Raw genomic sequence first — 18,380 nt, forward strand, 5'->3', positions numbered from 1 at the left:
CTAGGAGAATACCGCAATGATCACCGAAATCACTGAAAACGACTACCCATCCCTGGATCAGGCCGCCCCCAAGCTGATCGAGTTCTATTCCAAGACCTGCGGGCCGTGCAAGATGCTGTCCTTTGTCCTCAAGGACATTGCCAAGCAGAAGCCGGAGTTCCCCATCTACATCATCGATTTCGACGAAAACCGGGATCTGAAAGAACGTCTCGGCGTCAAGGGCTTTCCCACCATGCTGTTCTTCAAGGATGGCAAGGAGGTCAGCCGCATGGAAGGACTCAAACAGAAACCCGCCATCATTAAAGCCATCGAGGCACTCGCTTAATACAAGGAGCACACCATGAGCAACAAGATCCGTTACATCAGCCAGGACCACCTCATCACCCGTCAGAACCGGGCAGAACAAGAATTCCTCGCCGCCTTTGCCGCTGGCAACCCCACCATTGACCAACCTCAAGTGGTGATGAACCCTTACCTGATCAACCCCCTCTGCGCCCTGGTACTATTCCGCACTGAAAAGGCGATGGCGCCGACCCTGACCGTGCATGGCAAACGGTATGAGCGGGAGAACATCAGCCACACGTCTGCCGCCACCACCGAACACATCCTGCCGGTGCTTGGCCTCTACGAGAATTTTGCCAACAAGGTGACAGTCTCCCTGCCGGACGGCCGCACTACCACCCTGACCATCCAGACCGACAAACTGCCGACTGATGTCTGCCGCTGCCTGAACGTACAGGCCACGCTCGATTACCTGGGCGACAACATCATGTTTCTCACTCCGGCTGGCAAGAATCTGCCCACCGCCTACGACTACAAGGGCGACATCCGTTGGTTACTGACCGAGAACACCATGTTCGACATCAAGCGGATGCGAAACGGCAACATCGTCACCGGATCCAGCCGCTTCTGCCACATGCCATACAATTGCACCGGCCTGATCGAGCTCAATCTCCTGGGCAAGATCTACAAGGAATTCCGCATGCCGGGCAACTACCATCACGATCACTTCGAAATGGAAAACGGCAACATTCTGGCCCTGACCCAGGATTTTACCCGGGAAACGGTCGAGGATATGTGCGTGCTGCTCGACCGCAATACCGGCGCCATCCTCAAAACCTGGGACTACCGCCGGGTACTGCCCATGGATGTCGGTGGCTCCGGCTCGCAGGACGCCCATGACTGGTTCCATAACAATGCTGTCTGGTACGACAAACGGACCCACAGCCTCACCTTTTCAGGCCGGCATCAGGACGCGATGATTAATCTCGACTACGAGACCGGCGACCTCAACTGGATCATCGGCGATCCGGAAGGCTGGCCGCAGGACATGGTCGACAAATATTTCTTCAAGCCGGTGGGCGATCTGTCCAAGTTCGATTGGCAGTATGAGCAGCACGCCTGCGTGGTCTGCCCCGACGGCGATGTCATGTGTTTTGACAACGGCCAGTACCGCGCCAAGGTCAAGGAAAAATATATCGACAACAAAGACAACTTCTCCCGTGGGGTCCGCTACCGCATCGACACCGACAAGATGGAGATCGAGCAGGTCTGGCAGTACGGCAAGGAGCGCGGCCAAGAATTCTTCTCCGCCTACATCTGCAACGTCGAGTATTACGCTGAAGGCCACTACATGATCCACTCCGGCGGTATCGGCCGCGAGGACGGTTACGCCTCCAAATCGCTCGGCGCCTTCCTCGACATGGCCGATCCGAAAAACGAACTGCGCTCAATCACCGTTGAGGAGAAAGACGGCATTGTGCTTTACCAGCTGGAGACCGAGGGTAATTTCTACCGAGCCGAGAAGCTGCCGCTCTACCACGGCGGCGACAACCTGGCCCTCGGCGAGGGCAAACTCGTCGGCAGCCTGGAAGTGACCGAGGAGTTCGACACCGTGCCCGATGCGGACGAAGTGTTCGAGCTGCCACCGTCCTTCCACAACATCTTCATCGAGGAGGACGAGGACCGCTTCGTCTTCTTCGGTAAGTTCGAGAAAGGCACCCTGGCGATGCTCTGCCTGGAGAAGGAGGGCGAGAGCCACAACTACTTCATCAACACCGCCGCCGTGGTCCACCTGGCAATGTGCTCCGGTGCTTTCCTTGAGAAGGATGATCGTGACATCAAAATGCATATCAGCAAACTGGGCCTGCAAGGGGTATTCAAAATCAAGCTGATCATCAACGACAAAAAGTACCAGACCGGGGTATCGATCTGCTGCCCGTAATCGTGAAGTAATCTTTTCATAACTGCCTCTGGGCAAGAACCTGACACCCTGTTTACCGGTTAGTTGTGGAGGATGACGAAAATCTCGTCGTCCTCCACAACTAACCGGTAAACAGGGTTATTTGTTGGCAGCGACCGATCCCAGAAAGAAGAGGCCTGGATGCCGTTCAATGGCCTGCGATTCCTCCACACGCTCAGTCATATTTGCACAGGTAAATACAAGCCTATGACAGCCTTTCTCGTTTCTCAGGCCCTCGCCGGCATTGCCCTCTTGCTTATTATCCTTTCTTTTCAATTCAAGAGCAGGCAGCGGATCATCCTTTGTTTACTCTTCTCATGTTTCCTTGTCGCGGTTCACTTCCTGCTCCTTGGTTATTGGACTGCCGCAAGTTTGATGCTCCTGTCCACAGTGCGTTTTGCGTTCAGTCTCTACACTGTGTCCAAAAAGATGATGGCCTTGTTTGCAGTTGCTACGGTCGCGGTCACTGCCATAACCTTCAACGGATGGTTGAGCGTTCTGAGCTGTCTGGCTGTCCTCGCCAGCACGGTCGGTTCGTTCTGCAAAGAAGACAAGCAGTTGCGGGTGGCGCTCATGGTTTCCGCATGCCTGTGGATTAGTCATAATTCACTTGCTGGCTCGCCTGCGGCGGTGTGCAATGACGTGCTTTTTCTCGGCAGCAGTCTGGTGGGATATTATCGGTTCCATATCAGGAAAAAACACCGGCTTCTGCCTTGAAGTTTGATCCCCATGCCCCAGGGAGAGCTCCTCGTAAGAGAAAGACCAAAACCTCGTAAGTTTGCGAGTTGTTGCAACGACCTTTTTTTTCTTTATTGGCATCATGAGCGTGGAAGTGCTCGCCTGTCGCCGAAGGAAGCAACCATCAGTAAACGGACCTAGCTCCGCGAACAAGGTTGTTCCGGCATCTGTGAACTATAAAAACCAATAAGGAGAGAGGAATATTATGGAATACGAACTCAATGATACCACTGCATGCGGTCTGGGCGACAAGTCGGCCATGACTGGGCGGTTTGCCAATAACTATTTTGACGGACTGCCGGTGCGCGGCATTCATGCGGGCCTCTTTTTCATCATCATGGCCGCCTATTTCTTCGAACAGTTCGACAACTGGAACTTCGGCTTCATCGCTCCGGCCCTGTCCCAGTCCTGGGGCCTGAAACCCACCGACATCGCCACTATCATGTTCTGGTACTTCATCGGCATGACCTCGGGCGGCTTTCTTGGCGGCGTCATCTCCGACTTCATCGGCCGGCGCAAGACCTTCCTCGTCGCCATCGTCATCTTCTCGGTGAGTTCGGTGATAACCGGCTTTACCGACAATTTTGCAATCTTCACCCTGTTCCGCGCCCTCACTGGGTTCGGCGTGTTCTGCATGATGGTCACCTCCCAAGCCTACATCGCCGAGATGGCGCCCTGCGAGACCCGCGGCATGTGGCAGGGCCGGGTGGCCGCGGTCGGCTTCTGCGCCGTGCCGTTTGTCGCCCTTGCCTGCCGGATGATCATCCCCATGGCTGAGGAGGCCTGGCGGTATATTTTCTATGCTGGCGGACTCGGGATCATCCCTTTCCTGCTCGGCCTGAAATATCTCAAAGAATCGCCCCGCTGGCTGGTCACCCACGGCCGCATCAAGGAGGCCGAGGAAGTGATCAACTACCTGACCGGCAAGAACATCGACCTTTCCGAGGCCGCGAAAACCGTACAACCCAAAATTTCGGTCATGGAAGTACTGACCGGTATGTTCACCAAGAAGTATATCGGCCGCACCCTGCTGCTCATCTTCCTCTTCGTCACCACCGTTCCCGCCGGCTTCCTGGTGGCTAACTGGACCCCGCAGCTGCTCAAGATGCTCGGCTTCTCGGTCAAGGAAACCCTCACCGCCATGACCATCATCAGTATCGGTGTGCCGCTGGGCTGCTTCCTCAACTCGCTCGTAGCCGACAAAGGCGGACGGAAAATGCCGCTCGCCATCCTGGCCGTGTGCGCCGCCGTCACCGCCTTCCTCTTCGGCGGCATGAAGACCCTGACCATGCTGACCATAGCCGGCTTCATAGTCACGGTTTTCAACATGGCGCTGAGCTTCCTGCTCTTCTCCTACACGGCGGAGAGCTACCCGACCCGCATGCGTAACACCGCCACCGGTTTCCACAACGGCCTGGCCCGGCTGTCGGTGTCCGGATCACAGTTCTTTATTCCCATGATTCATGCCTCCTATGGATTTGCCGGCATCTTCACCTCGGTGGCCATCCTATTCTTCTTGCCGGTCATTCCGCTACTGCTCTGGGGCAAGCGCACCGGCGGCAAGAGTTTAGAAGAGATCGAATAATAGGAAACCTGCCGTGAGCTCACAACAGCCAGAGAATTCGGATGAATCCTGATTTCCTTGGCTGTTGTGTTCGGAGCAAGGATACAGGCCACACCATGCCAGCGAAGCTCCTTGAAAAATGTCCTTTTGAACCGCAGTCTCCTTGTCCCGGACCATTTTTCCGTTTCGCGTCCATATCCCGTAGGATACAGTACCATTGAGTGTCATCTCTTTTCACGCAACAGAGAAAAAAGCCATGAGGGCAATGCACCGGAATATTCTCAACTTCTGCTCCTTCAGCCTGATCACGTTTTCTCTGTGTCTCGCCGTCCTGCTCTTTACGGGCATGGCTTCTTCTGTCCAGGCAGCCGAGCCCCTCCTGCGCGGCGACAACGAGAAGCGGATAGTGGTTCTCTATTCCGTGACCCGTGATTTTCCAGCCACCGAGGATGTGGAGAAAGGGTTGACCGAAGGATTTGCGAACGAGAAGCGACTTGCCGTGCAGGTGTTTTCCGAGTACCTCGACCTCTCCCGCTTTCGCGACCGCCAGCAGCGCAAGGCCCTGGCCGACCTGCTGCGGCAGCGGTATGGCGATGCACAGATTGATCTCGTCATCGGTGTCGATGTGCCGGCGGCCACCTTCCTGATGGAAAACGAAACCCTTTTCCCCAACCTGCCGGTGCTCCTTTGCTCGATTCCCGAGACACTCCAGGAACGCGTCCTTGCTTCATCGCTGCGCGGCAGGGTTACCACCATTATCGAACCGTCGTCCGTGACCCGAGGGCTGGTCGAATCCGCCTTACGCTTCAAGCCTAAAACCACCCACGCCGTGCTGATCTCCGGCTCCTACGAATACGATCAGGTCCGGACAGCGGCCCTGCGGCAGACACTTGAAGCCATGCAGGACAAGGTGGAACTGCTCGATTTCACCGGCCTGTCGCTGGGAGAGATCCTGGAGCGGTGTGAACGACTGCCGCCGGACACGGTGATTTTCTTCTCCACCCTCTTTGTCGATGCCAACGGCCGCAGTTTTGTGCCCAGATCAGTGCTGCAATCGCTGGCCGCCCACGCCGAGGCCCCCATTTTTGGCCCCTACGAAATGTACATGGGCAGCGGCATCGTCGGTGGCCCCTTGATTTCTTTGCGGCTGCAAGGCAAAAAGGCCGCCGAAGTTGCCCTGCGACTTCTTCAGGGGCAAACACCCCAAGATGCACCTCCGGCCGGCACCGACACCTACCTCAGCCTCTACGACTGGCGGCAGTTGCAGAGCCATGCCATCGATGAAAGCCTCCTGCCTCCCGCAAGCACGGTGCTTTTTCGCGAGGCCACCATTTGGGATCTGTACAAGCACTACATTATCGGCGTAGCGCTGCTCCTCGCCCTGCAGTCAATGCTAATCATCGGGCTGGTGTTCAATCTCCAGCAGCGTAAAAAGGCTCAGGCCGCGCTAAGCGACAGCCAGCGGGAGCTGCAAACCCTGGCCGGGCGTCTGATTTCCTCCCAGGAAGAAGAGCTGAGCCGACTGTCGCGCGAATTTCACGACGATTATGCCCAACGACTGGCAGCGGTGGCCATAGAAACCGGTACCCTGGAACTGCAGGCTACCGGGATCGAGGCTCCGGTGCGGGAACGGATAGGCCATATCAAGGAGCAGCTGATCAATCTTTCCGACGATGTTCACGCCCTTTCCAGGGAACTGCACCCGGCTATTCTCAAAGACCTGGGACTGGAACGGGCAGTCCGCTCGCTGTGCCTCAACTTCTCCGACCGGGAGTCTCTCCCAGTTACCTGCCATATGAACGAACTCCCCGATGATATTCCTTTGGACACAGCGTTGTGCGTCTATCGGGTAATCCAGGAAGGCTTGCGCAACATCGCCAAGCACGCCCACGCCCGACACGTCGATATTTTCCTCAAGCGCTCAGGCCATCACCTGCTGGCCACCATCGAGGACGACGGGGCCGGGTTCGAGCCCAAGTGCGCCCGTCATACCCCGGGCATTGGCTTGGCGAGCATGCGCGAGCGGGTGCAGTATGTGCAGGGCGAATTCACCATTCAATCCGCACCGGGCCAGGGGACAGCGGTCGATCTCTCGGTGCCGTTGCCCAGGAGGGAGCATGAGAAAACCGCGAATACTGCTGGCTGATGATCATCGCATGGTGGCCGAGGGTTTGCGCGGCCTGCTCGAACCGGACTACCAGCTGGTGGGCATCGTCGAGGACGGACGGGCCCTGCTCGAAGCGGCGGACAAGCTGATGCCTAATGTGGTGGTGGCGGATATTTCGATGCCACTGTTGAATGGGATCGAGGCGGTCCGGCAGCTCAAGAAAAAAAATCCCGAACTCATTGTCGTTTTTCTCACCATGCACCTCGATGTCGCCTACGCGGCCAGCGCCTTCGAGGCTGGGGCCTCCGGCTACGTGCTCAAGCATTCGGCCCCTTCCGAACTGCTGACCGCTATCAGCTGCGCCCTCAAAGGGCGAACCTACATCACCCCCATGCTGGCAGGTGAACTGCTCAATTACCAGCGCAACCGCCCCAAAGGTGAACAGGAGGATGGTCTGGCTCGTTTGACCGCCCGCCAGCGCGAGGTGTTACAGCTGATAGCCGAGGGGCTTTCGGTCAAGGAGGCAGCCGCCGTGCTCGGCATATCAGCCAGAACCGTCGAGTTTCATAAATACAGCATGATGGAAGCCCTGGGGCTGAAAAGTTCAGCGGAACTGATGCGCTTTGCCGTCGAACACGGCATCAAGTAGCAGCCTTTTCGCCTTTCCGCTCAAACCCCTTCTCTCCACCCAATAAGGAGCCCCCCATGAGTCCGCAAAAAATCGCTTTGGTGACCGGTGCCAACAAAGGCATCGGATTTGAAATCTGCCGGCAACTGGCCAGTCTTGGCTGTACCGTGCTGCTGGGTGCCCGTGACACCGATCGCGGCAACAAGGCAGCGCAGCAGTTGCAAACGGAAGGGTTGGAGGTCATTCCGGTGCAGGTCGACATGCATGATCCCGCCTCGTTTGGCCCACTGCACGATTGGATTGCCGCTACCTATGGCCGGCTCGACATCCTGGTCAACAACGCTGGCATGGGCAGTGATTGGGCATACACCGCCGCCGAGGTGCCGGTTGCCCTCTTGCGGGAAACCTTTGAGGTGAACTTTTTCAACCTCGTTGCCTTGACCCAACAGCTCCTGCTACTCCTCCGCACCAGTCGGGCCGGACGTATTGTCAATCAATCCAGCGCGCTGGCTTCACTCACCCTTCATTCCACACCTGGTTCCGGCCTCGAAGACTTCAAGCCGCTGGCCTATAATGCCAGCAAAACCGCGGTCAATGCCTTCACCGTCCATCTCGCCCATGCCCTCAAAGAGACAACAATCAAGGTGAATGCCGCCCATCCGGGAAATGTGGTCACCGATCTCAATCCTACCGGCCTCATCAGCGCGGTTGAAGGAGCGCGGACCGCAGTCCGGCTGGCGATGCTGCCCGCCGATGGCCCTTCCGGCGGCTTTTTCCATCTTGACCAAGCCCTCCCCTGGTGATCGCGCCGCATCATCAGTCGTTGGCCAACTGGTATATTTATCTTGCAATCCTCGTAAATCTCCGAGTTTTCAGAAGGCACCCTCTCTGGTTTAAACAGCCAATGGATAGCGTGTTATCCGTTGATTGTGAAACGACTTTTCAGAATTTTAAGGAGGGATGAATGATGGTTGCAGGAATGCAAAAATGGGTGATCTGCGGCGTGATCGCCACCAATATGATGGCCGGTCAAGTCTTTGCCGAGGATGAAAAAGCCTCGGCAGCGCCCCAGCCGGCAAAAATGGAAAAAATGTCTCCGCTCAGCGGCACGCCGGTTAACTCGGCGATCAGCGGCGGGGCGATTGTTCCCAAAGGGCTACTGCTCAGCGCTTTGAATTTTTCCTACCGGGACAAGGATGACATTGTGGACAATGCCGGCGCAGGAGCTAGAACCTCGGAGCAGGAACTGTACCTGCTGAAACTGCGCTACGGTATGGCGGACCGGTTCGAGCTTGCCTTCGTCCCTGGTTATATCAGCAATCACCGGGATGCCTACGGGAGAGCCAGGGCGGATCACCTTGAAGGACCGACCGATTTTGCCTTGGGTGGTACCTATACCCCGTTCTCACAACGTCTGGGTGACCCACTCAGTCTCGGCCTCACCCTGGGCGTCAACATGCCCACCGGTCAAGAGGGTCCGGAGCATCTTCCGGGTGGCGATGTTTGGTCCTATAACGCCAAAGTTGGGGTCACCAAGGTTTGGCATCCGAACCACCGCGTCGACTGGGATCTTGGCTTTGTTCAGCCGACAGAAACCGGCAACCAGGGAGTCCGCAAGGACACGGTCGTGGCCATGACCGGCAGTTATCACTATGTTTTCACTCCCAACTTTGATGTCGGCCTGGAGTTTACCCTGGAGAACAGCAAGGACTGGGAACGCAACGGCATTGATATGCGCAATGAGTATACGGAAATGTATGTCGGACCGACCATGAACTTCTGCATGCCGCAGTGGAACATGTGGCTGGGTATTGGCGCCTTTGTCCCGGTGGTCCGAGACTATGACATCGCAACAGCCTCGGATGATTTCCGCCTGGAAATCAAGCTCGGCAAGATCTGGAGTTGGTGATCTCCGTTAGGTAACAAAAGTATGATAAGCCGCTTTGAGAGTTGTGGCTTATCTGATTTTTCTTTTAAGTAACCTTCCTCTTTTTCCTGCTCAGGTGAACGCCTGAGCAGGTTCTCTTGCGACCTACTTCTTTTGTTCTCAGTACGTTGGACAATTTCAGGACTCCTTGATCATAGGTAGCTAGTCAACAATGAATTCTTGCTGTTGGCGGTCAACGGTCGAGTAGCCCGGGGGAGTCACACCCCCAGGCCCTCACAGATCCGGACGTGAGCCTCTCGACTCATCCGGCTCCTATTGTCCAACCGGAGGACGCATCCCCAGCAGCTGCCAATGGGCAAACAACTGAGGCTGACGAAGAGCTAAACGTCCTAACCAGTGAGTTGCTCTCCGTTGGCGCCCTCTCATATCCTTAAATTTTCTCATGACCCACTTCGTTATCATGCGATTCAGGATGTGAAACACCTTAAACATTTCGGACTTGTAAAAATTCGCATAATAATTGATCCATCCTCGCAGCTTGGGATTGAACATTCGCGAGAAATCCTTCAGGGATTTGTCAGTACGATTATGAATCCGCCAGCTTCGCATTTCGTCGCGTATTGACTTGGCAGCTTTGTTACTCATGGCAGGCAGGAACCCAACAAAGAAATTACCCGTTTTACTCTTCGCTACCCGTGGCCTGAATGTATAGCCCAGGAAGTCAAACGTGTGATTTGGGTAATCCCTTTGCCTATTGTCTTCCTTACAATAGACAATCTTGGTTTTCTCGGGGTGTAACTCCAGCCGACACTCCATAAGTCGCCATTCAATTGCAACCCATAGCGTTTTCGCTTGCGACTCACTACTGCAGTGACAAACCACATCGTCAGCATACCGCTCGAACGGAATTGCCGGAAAAGCACGTCCCATCCACTTGTCAAAGGCATAGTGCAAGAACAAGTTCGCCAACAAGGGACTTACAACGCCACCCTGGGGAGTTCCCTTGTCCCTCGTTACAACTGATCCGTCAGGGTGCTGAACCGGACACTTCAACCACCGTTCAACATACATCAGGACCCACCGGCAGTTTGTATGCTGCCGCACCGCCTTCATCATGAGCTCATGGTCGATATTATCAAAGAAACCTTTGATGTCGAGATCCAGCACCCACGGATACCGCCAACATCGTTGACGAGCTACCCCAACCGCCTCTATGGCCGACTTGCCCGGACGATAGCCGTATGAGTCTCCATGAAAATACGGATCCAAAAGGGGTTCCAGGAATTGCTTGACTACCATCTGAGCGATTCGATCTGCCACTGTCGGTATTCCCAACGGTCGCATCTTGCCATCGCCTTTCGGTATCTCAACTCGACGCACTGGAGGAGGAAAATAACTTCCTGAAGACATACGATTCCATAACTTGTAGAGGTTATTTTTCAAATCCTCTTCGAAGTCGGTTATCGACTGCCCGTCCACTCCAGCAGCTCCGCGATTTGCCTTTACTCTCTTGAATGCCTCCCAAACCTGATTCTTGGAAATTTGGAATGGCTTTGCTTCGTTCAAAAAGATCCTCCCATTTCTGGTTGTCTTCATGGCAAAAGCTGAACAATGTAGCCCCTTCGCTCCATCCCCATTACAGGGACTTCGTCACTACTACAGGCTACTCCGCCCCTGTGCTCCGCATCGGTACTCTCATCCTTACGGGGTCTCCATTTGGATTTCTCCCTTGTCATCGGAGCGACAGGTTCCCACGTTCCACACGAAAGCCAAGATCATGTTCACGCCACCTTTATGCCGGCCACCGTTCGGGCAATAAACAGGCTTCCCCCGAACTTATCCTGGGATGGAAATAGGTCCCAGTTTTGACAGCAACTTAAATTTTCGACACCTCATCAGTGGTTCAGTGTTATTCGTCTCCATGATCCATACCTGACCCAGTCTTGCCGAGCCTTTTCCCTTAACGCTCACCACCATGGCTCTTAACCACAGCAGCTTAAGGTGGTTTGAAGCCCGCTCCTGTAAGCCGACCCCGAGGGACCTACCCTCATCTTTCGTGCAGCCTCGTGGCACACTATTTCCAATTTATACGTAACAAAATAGAAGCCGAATATATGGTATAATTCGGTCATCAACAGCCTGTTTTTTCTATAAAAGAAAAAGGAGGTTATCATGGCCGAACAACATTGGACACCTGACAGTTATCACTCCAGCGAATGGGCTGCTGTTCTGCAGGTAAAATACAACTCCGTCAATTTTCCCTTAGACGCTCCAGATGAAGCAAGATTCCTAAGATCCCCACCAAGCTCTCCATCTCAATCAGACTGGTCACCACCTGACGGATGCACCAGCAAAAAACATCAAGAAGTCGATCAGCTTTGTTCTCGGATCACAGGTACTGGTCTGACCGAAGCTGACCTTGCTGTGACCTATCTTCGAGAAAAATATCGTAAAAATAACTCTATTTTCACCATAAAACAGGCCGCCTATGTGGTCTTATCCTTCCTGCAATTCTTGAACAAATCAGGTGCCAATATTTTCAGCGTTACCCGTCAAGATATCTGTGCCTTCGTCGAGCATGGGCAAGATCGTGGGTTGAAGGCAAACTCAGTTATATGCAATTTAAGAAGTGTGTATACGTTTCTTATCTTCCTGGTTGAACGGAAGATTCTGCTGTTCCGCCTCAGTTGGAAATGGACATTCAAGCTGTTTGCATTAAGGGGTTATGGGGAGCCGTATTATCTCCCCTTGGGGTGATTGGCCCGTAGGCACGAAGTCGTTTTTTCTTTCTCAGTTCCCGGGCTTTTTCCAGTTTTTTGTCTCGCTCTTTGAATATTTCCTGTTCTCTGCCGTTCAATTTGTCCATCGGCGCGATATATCCGATGGCGCTGTGCAACCTGACGTTGTTGTAGTGATGGATAAACCCTTCAACCATTCTTCGGGCATCGTCAAGGGAAAGCGGGACACCGGGACGAATACATTCCCCCTTGATGGTTGCGTGGAACCGTTCCAATTTGCCGTTGGACTGCGGATAATATGGCGATGTCCGCACATGCGTCATTCCCGAGATACGGATGAATTCTTTGAAATCCTTGGCAATAAATTGTGGCCCGTTATCTGAAATGATCCTTGGCCGGGCTTCGGGAAAGTGCTCCTTGGCGCGTTGCAGGATGATCTCCACATCCATTTCCGTCATCTGTTCCCTGATCTCCCAGTGGACAATGAAACGACTGCATCCATCGAGAATGCTGCACAAATAATAAAATGTGCCGCAGATGTTGATATAAGAAATGTCCACATGCCAATGGTCATGGGGCCTGAGCGGTTGCACAAAGCCGGTGCCCTTGAGGCTTTTCTTCCGGTTCCATTTCTGCAGCAACCCTGCCTGGCCTAGAACTCGCCAGGTGCTGCTGGGGCTGACGGCAACGATGTCCTGATCCAGTAGCATAAACGTCAACCGCCGATACCCCTCAAGGGGATTGTTGACAGCAAAATTGACGATCGCTGCCCGTTCCCAAGGTTCAAGCCAGAAATCCCGGGGGATCAGCCCATTATGTTCGTTGGCCTTGCCGTACCGCTTGATCCATGCATAAAACTTGCTCCTGGAAACGGCCAGCCAAGCGATGATCTCTTGCAGGGCCACTTCAGCTTTCTTGCTCCAATGCTTGCTGAAATCAACAACGGTATCACGTGTATCATGAGGAACCCAGCTACCATTCAGAGCTCCCCAAGTTCTTTTTTTAACTGGATATGCTCCTCCAGCAACTCGGAAAGAACTTCATGTTTCCGACGCAATTTATCTTCAAGCTGATGGATTCGTTGTTCTTGTACCTTCTTGGAGTCTTTGTTTTCTAGGGCAAAAGCAGCAGCTCCCTTTTCGAAAAACTGCTTTTGCCAACCGTAGAATGTATTCGGCTGCAGTTGGTATTCATCGCAGAGATCCGATACCGTTTCCCGGCCAACCAGGTGGCGCTTGAGGATGATTACCTTCTCTTCAGGGCTGTAGTTGTGACGTTTCTTTCGCATGGACTTTCCTCCGTTCATAATGGTTTATCATGAACAGCTCAAAAGTCCTATTCCCGTTGAACCAAGACACTTTGCTATCTTTACCTAGCCGCCAGGCGACACGAAGTTTTCAATTTAAAGATCGATGATATCGATTTGGTGAGAAAAAAAATTCGTCTTTACACCAGAAAAAGGAAAGATGGTGCTCTTGAATTCGATTGGATACCGATAGCGGATCAGCTTTTACCGACTCTCCGGGCCTATCTTGAAAGCCTGGAATCAAAGCTGTGGGTATTTCCAAATCCAGCAACGGGGTTGCCATATTTTGAGCGGGGAAAGTGGATGCGCCGGTTATGCAAGATCGCAGAGGTGGAGCCTTTCGGTTTGCATTCCATCCGCCACCTAACGGCGAGCATTCTTTCAGAGAACAATGCACCTCTGATCGATATAAAAACAATTTTGCGACACAAGAAGATAACAACCACTGAGCGCTACATTCATCAGCTGACATCTTGCCGCGCGTCCTTGTCGTTTTTACCAGAAAGCCCCCAAGAAAGCCCCCAGGCAAAAAAAAAACGGGTAACTGGATTTCTCCAATTACCCGTTTATACTGGCGGAGCCGACGAGACTCGAACTCGCGACCTCCGGCGTGACAGGCCGGCGTTCTAACCAACTGAACTACGACTCCAGCATTGTGTGGTGGGCGAAACAGGGCTCGAACCTGTGACCCTCGGCTTGTAAGGCCGATGCTCTCCCAGCTGAGCTATTCGCCCTAAAAGGTGACGGTGTATTTATCAGGAGAACCCTTGTCCGTCAAGCAAAAAACAGAGACTCTATAGAGTATTAGCCATTTTCCCCGGAACTTTCGGGTCACAAAGACGCTTCTGCTTATTACTGCGCAGGAGTGTTGTGCGAAGAAATTGTGAAGTCGCTGAAAATAGTATTCAACGGCGCATCCTTGAACAGGGTTTCCCCTTCTTTCAAGATCAGCGCCCGTTGCAGCACCTCATCAACATCATCCACCAGATCAATGGTGAGACTGTTACGAATCTTCTGCGGTACATCGCGAAGATTACGTTCGTTTTCCCTTGGAATCAACACATGGGTAATATTTCCCCTCTTGGCCGCCAGCAGCTTTTCGGTTAAGCCCCCAATGGGCAGCACCCGGCCGCGCAAAGTGATCTCACCGGTCATAGCCAACTTCCGATCCACAGGCAACTTGAGGATGGCGGACACTATGGAAGTAGCCATGGTGATGCCAGCCGATGGCCCGTCCTTGGGGATAGCCCCTTCGGGTACATGTACATGGATGTCGATTTTTTGATAAAAATCGGTGTCCAATCCCAGCCGCATCGCCCGGGAGCGCACGTAGGTCAGGGCTGCCCGAGCCGATTCCTGCATGACATCGCCGAGCTTGCCAGTGATGGTCAGTTTACCGGTACCGGGCATGATGGTGGCCTCGATCTGCAGCAGCTCGCCCCCCACCTCAGTCCAGGCCATGCCGGTGGACAAACCAATCTCATCGTGTTCCTCGGCAAGGCCGAAACGGTATTTTGCCACGCCCAGGAAGCGCTCGACAGCCTGAGGCGAGATCCGGTATTTCTTCTTCGGTTCTTTATTCTTCAGCCGTTCACGCGCCACCTTGCGGCAAACACTGGCGAGGGTTCGCTCCAGGCTGCGCACGCCGGCCTCACGGGTGTAGCGACGAATAATATCCAGGATGGCCTTTTCATTGAGGGCTATCTCGTCGGGCTTAAATCCATTAGCCTCGAGTTGTTTGGGCAGGAGGAAATCGCTGGCAATGTTGAGTTTTTCCTCTTCGGTATATCCGTTGAGCTGAATGATCTCCATGCGGTCCTGCAAAGGTGCCGGAATACCGTGCAGATGATTGGCCGTGGTGATGAAAAAAACCTCGGACAAATCGTAATCGACATCCAGGTAATGATCATTGAATGCATAATTCTGCTCTGGATCAAGAACTTCTAGCAAGGCTGAGGAAGGATCACCGCGGAAATCGACGCTCATCTTGTCGACCTCGTCCAAACAGAACACCGGATTGATCACCCCGGCCTTTTGCATCGAAAGGATGATTTTACCAGGCATAGCGCCAATGTAGGTCCGCCGGTGGCCGCGTATCTCGGCCTCATCGCGTACCCCGCCCAGCGACAAACGAACAAACTCACGACCCATGGCTCGGGCTATGGAGCGGCAGACCGAGGTTTTGCCCACACCCGGAGGCCCGACCAGGCAGAGAATCGGCCCGCGAATCTTTTTCACCTGGGTCTGGACCGCCAGGTACTCAAGGATGCGCTCTTTGGGCTTTTCGAGGCCATAATGGTCTTCGTTGAGCACCGCCTCCGCTCGTTCGATATCAATTTTGGCGCGCGTTTTCTTTTTCCACGGCAGGCTGATAATCGCATCGATGTAGTTGCGCACCACCGTTGTTTCGGCGGACATCGGCGGCATCTGACGAAGTTTTTTAAATTCTTTGCCCACCTTTTCCTTAACCGCCTTAGGCAGGCTCTTTTTATCGATAGCCTGCTGCAACTCGGTCAGATCGTCACCGCCCTCCCCCTGCCCCATCTCATCCTGAATGGCGCGCATCTTCTCGGAAAGATAGTAGCTGCGCTGGGTGGCATTCATCTTCTTCTTTACCTTGGCATGGATATCCTTCTCCATCTCGGAGAGTTCCATTTCCCGGTAGAGAATTTCCAACACCTTGGCAATGCGTTGCGGCAGACTGACCAACTCAAGGATCGACTGTTTTTCCTCTGTCTTCAACTGGATGTGGGAGGAAATGAGATCCACCATCCGCGAAGGTTCCTCTAAGGCGGTGATCGACTTCAGCACCTCGCGCGGCAGCTTCTTATTGGTCAGGGTGTACTGATCAAAGGTCTTACGCAACTCGCGGAGGTAAGCCGGCAAATCTTCCCGCTCAATATCGACATCCGGAGCCTCGACCAGTCTAACCGAATAAAACGAATCCTCACGATCACCACCCTCAAAGGCGCCGACAATAATCCCCCGACGCTTCCCCTCCACCAGGGCCTTGATCGTGCCATCGGGCAGGCGCAGGAGTTGCATAACCGAAGCCAGGGTCCCTAGAGAATAGAGGTGCCGCTGTTCGGGATCGTCCACCCGGGCATCTTTCTGGGTCACCAGAAAAATAAGCGAGCGATTCTCCATGGCAGCCTCTAGCGCCATGATTGATTTCTTTCGCCCTACTACAAGGGGCGCAACCATACCGGGAAAAAGGACAATGTCCCGGAGCGGCATCAGAGGGTAGGTTTCGGCAGTCAGTTCACTCATAGAAACTATCAGGTTATCAAGCTATCAGGCGAGTTTTTTTGTTTCGGCGTTATCGTAGAGGATGACCGGATACTCCCCTTGGGTAATGACCTGTTCGTTAATGACGCATTCGGTGGCATGCTCGTCCGAGGGCAGTTCGTACATGACGTCGAGCATGCACTCTTCCATAACCGAGCGCAGTCCGCGGGCTCCTGATTTGCGGGCAAGCGCCTTCTGGGCGATGGCCTTGAAAGCGCCCTCGGTGAAACGCAGGGTAATTCCCTCGTATTCGAACAATTTCTGGAACTGCTTGCTCAGTGCGTTTTTCGGTTCTTTGAGGATGCGGATCAGATCTTCCTCCACCAATTCCTCCATGGTGGCTATCACCGGCAGACGACCGACCAGTTCTGGAATGAGACCGAACTTAAGCAAATCTTGAGGTTGAATCGAAGCCAGGATCTCCCCAATGGTGCGTTCTTTCTGACTGACCACCTTAGCGCCAAAGCCCATGGCCTGGGTGCCGGTCCGCCGTTTGATCACACCGTCCAGACCAACAAAAGCCCCGCCAACGATAAAGAGAATATTGGTGGTGTCGATGCGCACCAATTCCTGTTGGGGATGCTTACGCCCTCCCTTAGGCGGCACCGAGGCCATGGTGCCCTCAATGATCTTGAGCAGGGCCTGCTGGACGCCCTCTCCCGATACATCGCGAGTCAACGACGCGGAATCGGATTTGCGGGCGATCTTGTCGATCTCGTCGATATAGATGATCCCGCGCTGGGCCTTCTCGATATCATACTCAGCCGCCTGGAGGAGACTGACCAAAATGTTTTCCACATCTTCACCAACATACCCCGCCTCGGTGAGCGTGGTGGCGTCGGCGATGGTGAAGGGCACCTTGAGCAGCCGGGCCAGGGTTTGGGCCACCAGGGTCTTGCCGCTGCCAGTCGGGCCGATGAGGATGATGTTCGACTTCTGCAGCTCAACCTCGTCACTGCCGACAGGCGGGGCGTTGATCCGCTTGTAGTGATTGTGCACCGCCACCGAAAGGATCCGCTTGGCATGATCCTGACCAATGACGTATTGATCGAGATACGCTTTAATCTCCTTGGGTTTGAGCAGCTGGGTGCCAAATTCGGCCAAGGCGTCGCCTTCCTCCGAGGAATCCGTCATAATCTCATTGCACAACTCGATGCATTCGTCACAGATGTAAACATTGGGTCCGGCAATCAGCTTGCCGACCTCTTCCTGGCTCTTGCCGCAGAACGAACAAACGCAGGAAATACCGGGATCGTCATGAAAATCGTTATTCACTATTACTTCTCCCCACCCAACTCCTCGCGGCTGGCCAAGACTTTATCGATAATGCCGTATTGGCAGGCCTCAGCAGCACTCATAAAATTGTCGCGCTCGGTATCGGCCTGAACTTTTTTGATCGACTTGCCCGTGTGTTTGGACAAAATGGTATTGAGGTCGTGGCGCATCCGCAAAATCTCGCGGGCATGGATGTCGATATCCGTGGCCTGCCCCTGATAGCCCCCCATGGGCTGATGGATCATAATCCGTGAATTGGGCAGGGCAAACCGCTTGCCGGCGGCGCCACTGGCCAAAAGCAAAGCCCCCATGGAAGCGGCCTGGCCCATGCAGAGAGTGGCCACATCGCAGCGGATGTACTGCATGGTATCGTAAATAGCCATGCCGGCAGTCACCGAACCACCAGGGGAATTGATATAAAAGGTGATATCCTTGTCCGGATCCTCGGCCTCGAGGAAGAGCAACTGGGCAACGACCACACTGGCAACGTCATCGTTGACTTGGCTGCCAAGAAAAATGATCCGTTCTTTCAGCAGCCGGGAATAAATATCGTAAGCCCGTTCGCCGCGCGGACTCTGTTCAACAACCATGGGGACCAAATTCATG

15 protein-coding genes, 2 tRNA genes and 1 pseudogene are annotated in these 18,380 nt (G+C 54.0%); 10 read left to right on the forward strand and 8 right to left on the reverse strand.

Translation table 11 applies throughout. The features are described 5' to 3' along the window. Positions 1-16 precede the first annotated feature (16 nt). The 8 genes from ACHZCX_RS19085 to ACHZCX_RS19120 all read left to right on the forward strand — a co-directional run bounded on the left by ACHZCX_RS19085 (position 17) and on the right by ACHZCX_RS19120 (position 9,188). Positions 17-325, forward strand: coding sequence for a thioredoxin family protein (locus tag ACHZCX_RS19085; protein ID WP_319588803.1), 309 nt, complete (start codon positions 17-19; stop codon positions 323-325). Positions 326-340: 15 nt separating this feature from the next. Further along, entirely contained in the window at positions 341-2,224 is a 1,884-nt protein-coding gene (locus ACHZCX_RS19090; RefSeq protein WP_319588804.1) for an aryl-sulfate sulfotransferase, read from the forward strand. Between the two features lie 225 nt (positions 2,225-2,449). Further along, positions 2,450-2,959, forward strand: a complete 510-nt coding sequence (locus ACHZCX_RS19095) for a YgjV family protein (RefSeq protein ID WP_319588805.1) — start codon at positions 2,450-2,452, stop codon at positions 2,957-2,959. 226 nt (positions 2,960-3,185) lie between these two features. Then, positions 3,186-4,565: an MFS transporter gene (locus ACHZCX_RS19100; protein ID WP_319588806.1), complete on the forward strand. Its 1,380-nt coding sequence runs from the start codon at positions 3,186-3,188 to the stop codon at positions 4,563-4,565. 244 nt (positions 4,566-4,809) lie between these two features. Next, the gene (locus ACHZCX_RS19105; protein WP_319588807.1) at positions 4,810-6,690 is read left to right on the forward strand and encodes an ATP-binding protein; all 1,881 of its coding nucleotides are present in this window, start codon (positions 4,810-4,812) and stop codon (positions 6,688-6,690) included. Continuing rightward, positions 6,662-7,300, forward strand: coding sequence for a response regulator transcription factor (locus ACHZCX_RS19110; RefSeq protein WP_319588808.1), 639 nt, complete (start codon positions 6,662-6,664; stop codon positions 7,298-7,300). The genes ACHZCX_RS19105 and ACHZCX_RS19110 overlap by 29 nt, the downstream gene beginning before the upstream one ends. A 56-nt stretch (positions 7,301-7,356) precedes the next feature. Then, complete coding sequence (locus tag ACHZCX_RS19115; protein WP_319588809.1) at positions 7,357-8,082, forward strand: SDR family NAD(P)-dependent oxidoreductase; 726 nt, start codon at positions 7,357-7,359, stop codon at positions 8,080-8,082. A 161-nt stretch (positions 8,083-8,243) separates the two neighbouring features. Then, positions 8,244-9,188 carry a transporter gene (locus tag ACHZCX_RS19120; RefSeq protein WP_319588810.1) on the forward strand — a complete coding sequence of 315 codons (945 nt, stop codon included), beginning with the start codon at positions 8,244-8,246 and terminating at the stop codon, positions 9,186-9,188. A 291-nt stretch (positions 9,189-9,479) separates the two neighbouring features. Here the strand turns inward: ACHZCX_RS19120 and ltrA are convergent, their stop codons facing one another. Continuing rightward, positions 9,480-10,733 (reverse strand): group II intron reverse transcriptase/maturase, encoded by a 1,254-nt coding sequence (gene ltrA / locus ACHZCX_RS19125; RefSeq protein WP_319588811.1) that lies wholly within the window; start codon positions 10,731-10,733, stop codon positions 9,480-9,482. A gap of 606 nt (positions 10,734-11,339) precedes the next feature. On the opposite strand from ltrA, the gene ACHZCX_RS19130 reads away from it, so the two are divergent. Beyond that, positions 11,340-11,924, forward strand: coding sequence for a hypothetical protein (locus ACHZCX_RS19130; RefSeq protein ID WP_319588812.1), 585 nt, complete (start codon positions 11,340-11,342; stop codon positions 11,922-11,924). Here ACHZCX_RS19130 and ACHZCX_RS19135 read toward each other — a convergent pair. Both ACHZCX_RS19135 and ACHZCX_RS19140 read right to left on the reverse strand, forming a co-directional pair. After that, positions 11,869-12,810: an IS3 family transposase gene (locus ACHZCX_RS19135; protein WP_319585350.1), complete on the reverse strand. Its 942-nt coding sequence runs from the start codon at positions 12,808-12,810 to the stop codon at positions 11,869-11,871. The two genes, ACHZCX_RS19130 and ACHZCX_RS19135, sit on opposite strands and share 56 nt — an antisense overlap. Positions 12,811-12,884: 74 nt before the next feature. Then, the gene (locus tag ACHZCX_RS19140) at positions 12,885-13,211 is read right to left on the reverse strand and encodes a transposase (RefSeq protein WP_319585208.1); all 327 of its coding nucleotides are present in this window, start codon (positions 13,209-13,211) and stop codon (positions 12,885-12,887) included. Positions 13,212-13,292: 81 nt separating this feature from the next. Here ACHZCX_RS19140 and ACHZCX_RS19145 point away from each other — a divergent pair. Then, a pseudogene (locus ACHZCX_RS19145) lies at positions 13,293-13,667 on the forward strand (tyrosine-type recombinase/integrase); the annotation flags it as partial. Positions 13,668-13,783: 116 nt separating this feature from the next. On the opposite strand, the gene ACHZCX_RS19150 reads toward ACHZCX_RS19145, so the two are convergent. The 5 genes from ACHZCX_RS19150 to clpP all read right to left on the reverse strand — a co-directional run bounded on the left by ACHZCX_RS19150 (position 13,784) and on the right by clpP (position 18,379). Beyond that, positions 13,784-13,860, reverse strand: a tRNA-Asp gene (locus tag ACHZCX_RS19150). A gap of 9 nt (positions 13,861-13,869) precedes the next feature. Then, a tRNA-Val gene (locus ACHZCX_RS19155) sits at positions 13,870-13,945 on the reverse strand. A gap of 118 nt (positions 13,946-14,063) precedes the next feature. Continuing rightward, a complete protein-coding gene (gene lon / locus ACHZCX_RS19160; RefSeq protein ID WP_319588813.1) occupies positions 14,064-16,481 on the reverse strand; it encodes an endopeptidase La in 2,418 nt (805 codons plus the stop codon). Between the two features lie 24 nt (positions 16,482-16,505). Next, a complete protein-coding gene (clpX, locus tag ACHZCX_RS19165) occupies positions 16,506-17,774 on the reverse strand; it encodes an ATP-dependent Clp protease ATP-binding subunit ClpX (protein WP_319588814.1) in 1,269 nt (422 codons plus the stop codon). Positions 17,775-17,776: 2 nt separating this feature from the next. Continuing rightward, positions 17,777-18,379, reverse strand: coding sequence for an ATP-dependent Clp endopeptidase proteolytic subunit ClpP (clpP, locus tag ACHZCX_RS19170; protein WP_319588815.1), 603 nt, complete (start codon positions 18,377-18,379; stop codon positions 17,777-17,779). Between the last annotated feature and the right edge of the window lies 1 nt (position 18,380).

Origin of the sequence: uncultured Desulfobulbus sp., from assembly GCF_963662935.2 — a bacterium.
GTDB lineage: Bacteria > Desulfobacterota > Desulfobulbia > Desulfobulbales > Desulfobulbaceae > Desulfobulbus.

Bases quoted from the DNA above. Each gene is read 5' to 3' on its own strand.
- ACHZCX_RS19105 (WP_319588807.1), top strand. From the start codon at position 4,810: ATGCACCGGAATATTCTCAACTTCTGCTCCTTCAGCCTGATCACGTTT.
- ACHZCX_RS19085 (WP_319588803.1), top strand. From the start codon at position 17: ATGATCACCGAAATCACTGAAAACGACTACCCATCCCTGGATCAGGCC.
- ACHZCX_RS19100 (WP_319588806.1), top strand. From the start codon at position 3,186: ATGGAATACGAACTCAATGATACCACTGCATGCGGTCTGGGCGACAAG.
- clpP (WP_319588815.1), bottom strand. From the start codon at position 18,379: ATGAATTTGGTCCCCATGGTTGTTGAACAGAGTCCGCGCGGCGAACGG.
- ACHZCX_RS19140 (WP_319585208.1), bottom strand. From the start codon at position 13,211: ATGAACGGAGGAAAGTCCATGCGAAAGAAACGTCACAACTACAGCCCT.
- ACHZCX_RS19110 (WP_319588808.1), top strand. From the start codon at position 6,662: ATGAGAAAACCGCGAATACTGCTGGCTGATGATCATCGCATGGTGGCC.
- ACHZCX_RS19120 (WP_319588810.1), top strand. From the start codon at position 8,244: ATGATGGTTGCAGGAATGCAAAAATGGGTGATCTGCGGCGTGATCGCC.
- ACHZCX_RS19130 (WP_319588812.1), top strand. From the start codon at position 11,340: ATGGCCGAACAACATTGGACACCTGACAGTTATCACTCCAGCGAATGG.
- ACHZCX_RS19115 (WP_319588809.1), top strand. From the start codon at position 7,357: ATGAGTCCGCAAAAAATCGCTTTGGTGACCGGTGCCAACAAAGGCATC.
- ACHZCX_RS19095 (WP_319588805.1), top strand. From the start codon at position 2,450: ATGACAGCCTTTCTCGTTTCTCAGGCCCTCGCCGGCATTGCCCTCTTG.
- ACHZCX_RS19090 (WP_319588804.1), top strand. From the start codon at position 341: ATGAGCAACAAGATCCGTTACATCAGCCAGGACCACCTCATCACCCGT.
- lon (WP_319588813.1), bottom strand. From the start codon at position 16,481: ATGAGTGAACTGACTGCCGAAACCTACCCTCTGATGCCGCTCCGGGAC.